Genomic DNA, 4,252 nt, shown 5'->3' on the forward strand with positions numbered 1-4,252 from the left:
CCTTTGGCCCCATCCTGCACGAGACCCGCCAGGAGGACCTGCTCTCCGCCGGCTTCCTGGTCCCCGCCGTCGTCCACGAGGTCCACACGAGCTTCACCTTCCCCTACCAGGGCGCCGAGGACTACCAGGCTCTGGCCGAAGCCCTGGCTCGGGACGAGGAGCGCCGGCGGCTGGTGCTGGATACGCTGGAGGCCCTGTACCAGGACGAGGAGCGGGTGATCCTGGTCTTGTCCACGCGGGTGGAGGACCATCTCTTCCCGCTCTTCGAGGCGGCCAAGGCCCGGGGCATCCAGGGCGAGCTCCTGGCCGGCAAGGTCAAGAAGGACGCCAGGCGGCTCATCCGGCGGGCCGTGCGCGAAGGCCACGTGCGCGTGCTCTTCGCCTCCACCGTGGCGGACGAGGGACTCAACATCCCCGAGCTGAACACCCTGCTCCTGACCTTCCCCGCCAAGGCCGAAGGCCGGGTGGAGCAGCGCGTGGGGCGCGTCATGCGCGCGGCGCCAGGCAAGTCGAAGGGTGACGTCTACGACTTCATCGACAGCGCCGTGACCCACGTGGCCACCGACGCCAAGCCCTTCCTACGCCAGTACGCCAAGCGCCGGGCCGCCTACAAGAAGCTGCGCGCCTCCATCGTGAAGGCCGCGCCGGCGGCGCAGGCGGCCAGCGGGGTCCAAACGCCCGCGCTGCTGCCACCCGTGGCCGCCCCAGCTATCCTGCGTCCCCATGAGGAGCGAAGGCTGGTGGTGGGCTTGGACCCGTCCTTCACCCACTTCGCCCTGGTGGCCGTGGACGTCGACCTCTGGTGGCCCGTGGCCATAGCCACCCTTTGCACGGCGCCCAGCGACAAGAAGCTGGGCATCCGCAAAGCCGACGACGACGGCCGGCGGCTGGAGTTCCTGGCGCTGGGCATCCGCGACTTCCTCTTCCAGCATCCGCCCGCGCTCCTCTGCTGCGAGACGCCGTCCAGCGGGGCCCAGAGCGCCGCAGCCCTGAAGGGCCTGGCCTATGCCAAGGCCCTGCTGGTGACGGCCAAGGTCTACCACGACGCCCGCACCATCTGGCTCTTGCCGGGGGACATCAAGGAGCGCGTGGGCGGGGGCCTCACCGCCACCAAGCAGCGCGTGGCCCAGGCCGTGCAGGCCTGCCGCGCCCGGGACGGCAGGTCCTGGGCAGACGCCGGCTGGGACGCCACCAAGGACCGGGGCGAGCACCAGTTCGACGCCGCGGCGGCCATCCTGGCCGGCATGAGCGAGGACCTGTTCCAGGCCGTCATTCGATAGGAGTTAGTTCGTGGGATACCTGGACCTGGTGGAGCGCATCAAGCGCGATCTGACCATGGACGAGCTGGTGCCGCACCACACGGGGCACAGGCCCATTCGCTGTCCACTGCCTGGCCACGAGGACAAGAAGGGCTCCTTCATGGTCTACCCGGAGACCAACTCGTGGTGGTGCCCCAGTCATCCATCGACCCCAAGCGGCGGGAGCGTGATCGACTACATCATGGTGGAGCAGGGCCTCGACTTCAAGGGCGCTGTGCGCCATGCCGCCATGCTCAAGCACCTGGACCAAGGCCCGCCCACGGAGGAGGAGCAGGCGGCCGAGGTGGCCCGGCACAAGCGCGAGGAGACGCTGACGGTCCTGGCCGCCTATGCCCACGGCCAGCTTATCGCCGAGTCGGACGTGGCCATGCGGGCGCGCGACTACCTGGCCGGGCGGGGCTTTGGCCTGGACCTGCTGCGCGACCACCAAGTGGGGCTCCTCACCCTGGAGAAGCTCTATCAGATCCAGCCCACCCACCCCATCCTCTCGAAGTTCAATCGGGCGGACTTCGAGGAGGCCGGGCTGCGCACGGCCAACGGCTACCTGCTCTTTCGCGACACGCGCATCACCTTTCCGCTCATCAAGCGCCGGCGCGTCCTGGGCATGACCTTCCGGGCCCTGCCCGGCGCCGAGGGGAACCGCAAGTTCGTCCACCTGGCCGGCCAACCGGCGGGTCTCTGGAACCTGGACGCCCTGCTGGACAAGGAGCGCACGGCCATCCTGGCGGAGGGCGTGCCCGATGCCATGACCCTGGCCGCCTGGGGCCTGCCCGCGGTGGGCAATCTGGGCCTGGAAGCAAGCCTCAACGCCCATCAGTTCGCCCACTTGAAGGACGTCACCCTCGTCTGGGACAACGACCCCGCCGGCCGGGGCCGGGTGCTGACGTCCGCGCGAGCCATCCAGGCGGCGCTACGGGACGGCGAGGTGCGCATCCTGCACATGCCGGGCGAGAAGGACATCAACGACTGGGCGCGGGGTGGGGGAACCCCGGAGGAGTTCCAAGCGCTGCTGAAGGCGGCCCCGGATCTTCTGACCTACCAGATCAAGCTCCTCCCGGACGTGAAGGCCGGGGAGCGCATGACCCGCGATGCCCAGGCCCTGCTGCACGAGCTCCTGGCAGACGTCAGGGCCCTGGACGTGAACCTGCAGGACCTCTACCTGAAGGCCATTGCCAAACGGATCGATTCCACGCCCAAGTCCCTTCGGGACATGGTCAGGCAGATCAGGAAGGCCCCAGTCACTGCGGCAACCACCACCGACGGCCAAGAGACGACTCCTGTGACACAGCCATCGCCAGATCTTGGCGCTGTCTTCAAGGACGAAATCCCTTATCGCGCGGCGCTGGGATTTGACTTCCGTGGCGATCCCGTCGCCAACATCGGCATGTGGCTGCGCCCGGTGCCAACAAAACCACCGATGCCATTCGTCATCGAATCTGTCATCCGGGATGGCAAGGCGACGATGTCGCTTGTGCCCTATGCAGAGCGGTCAACTCAAACCAAAGGCAACATCCGCTTCCCCAACGAGGGCCTGCCTCGCTGGACTCGTGGCGACACCCCGTTCAGCATGGCGAGCCTGCTTGCTGACCCGGCAGCCAACACGCCAAACGCTGCCGTGGTGTTCCAAAAGATGCGTGAAGCCATGCGGCGCTTCATCGTGTACCCGGAGGATCGTGAGTACGACATCGTGGCCATCTGGATCATGATGACCTATTTCTTTCCGGTGTTCGGACGTGTGGGCTACCTGCATTTCAATGGCGGATCCGGCTCCGGCAAGAGCCTGAGCCTGCGCTTCGTCGAAGCCATGGCCTTCAATGCCCTCAAGACGGCCAACATCACCGATGCCGCCCTCTACCGCACCGTCGACGGCTCCCGGTCCACTCTGCTGATGGATGAGGCCGAACGCCTGAGCTTCCCCAAGGCAGGGACAATCGAAGCCGCCACCCGCTCACTCTTCTTGGACTCCTACGGAGAGGACGCAGTAGTCTATCGAATGAATACCGAGACGAACCAGCCCGAGGGCTTTGATGCTTTTGGGCCTAAATGCCTGGCGAGCATCAACAAAATCGATCCGGTATTCAACAACCGCTGTATCACCATCCACTGCCTGCGGAAGGAGAAGGGCATTCGGATCGCGGACCTGGCGCAATGCGTGGAGGAGTTCCGCCAGCTCACCCGAGAAGCTCGCGATATGATGCACTGCTTGGTGCTGACGCGGTTCCACGAAGTCCGACGGATCTACATGGTCGACCTAATGGGTGTCTACCCAGAGATTGAAGGCAGAGAACGCGAAATCTGGCTATCCCTCATCGCCATGGCGCGCCTCGTGGACCAGGATGCCGAGTGGGACGAGACCAAGTCGCTGGTGGAAGTCATCCTGAAGGCGCAGCGGGAGAAGGAATCCGAGCGCGAGGAAGAAGCCAGGCGGGAAAGCGTCGATATCCTCATCCTGCAAACCCTGCTCAACCTGATCACGGGCGACGAACAGGAACTGTACGAGGTGCGCGGAGATGCGTGGCGGTACGTCGGCAACAAGCTAGCCGAAGGCATCCACACCGAGTTATCCCAAGACGGCACCTGGCCCTTCGAGAAGCCCCTCACCAGCAATCGCCTGACCAACCTGCTGAAGTCCCAGCACGTCATCGCGGAGACAGACATCAGCCGATCCACGGTGGGCGGCAAGCGCGTGCGTGTCCTAAAGATCCGGCAAGAGCAGCTACGCCAAGCACTGCAGCGCCTGCACGGACTGGACACCGAAGATGCGACCGCCCCCACTCCGGCGCCGACGCAGTCGACGGCAGTGCCGGCGCGGCCCCCTGCCATTGAAGAACCCGACGACCTCCCATTCTGAAAGGACCCGCCATGGCCGAGAAGAAACCCCACCAGCTGGCCGACAGCTACCGCCTCATTGGCCTGTCGGCCGAGAACTTCCT

Annotated in this window: 2 protein-coding genes; both read left to right on the top strand. The window is 65.8% G+C overall.

What is annotated here, in order from left to right; translation table 11 throughout:
• Positions 1 to 1,280 (top strand): helicase-related protein (locus Q8O14_02555; GenBank protein MDP2359622.1); only part of this gene is annotated, 1,280 nt, incomplete at its 5' end.
• A gap of 28 nt (positions 1,281 to 1,308) precedes the next feature.
• Positions 1,309 to 4,170, top strand: a complete 2,862-nt coding sequence (locus tag Q8O14_02560; protein ID MDP2359623.1) for a toprim domain-containing protein — start codon at positions 1,309 to 1,311, stop codon at positions 4,168 to 4,170.
• The last annotated feature ends 82 nt before the right edge of the window (positions 4,171 to 4,252 follow it).

Source organism: bacterium (genome assembly GCA_030685015.1).
Lineage (GTDB): Bacteria > CAIWAD01 > CAIWAD01 > CAIWAD01 > CAIWAD01 > CAIWAD01.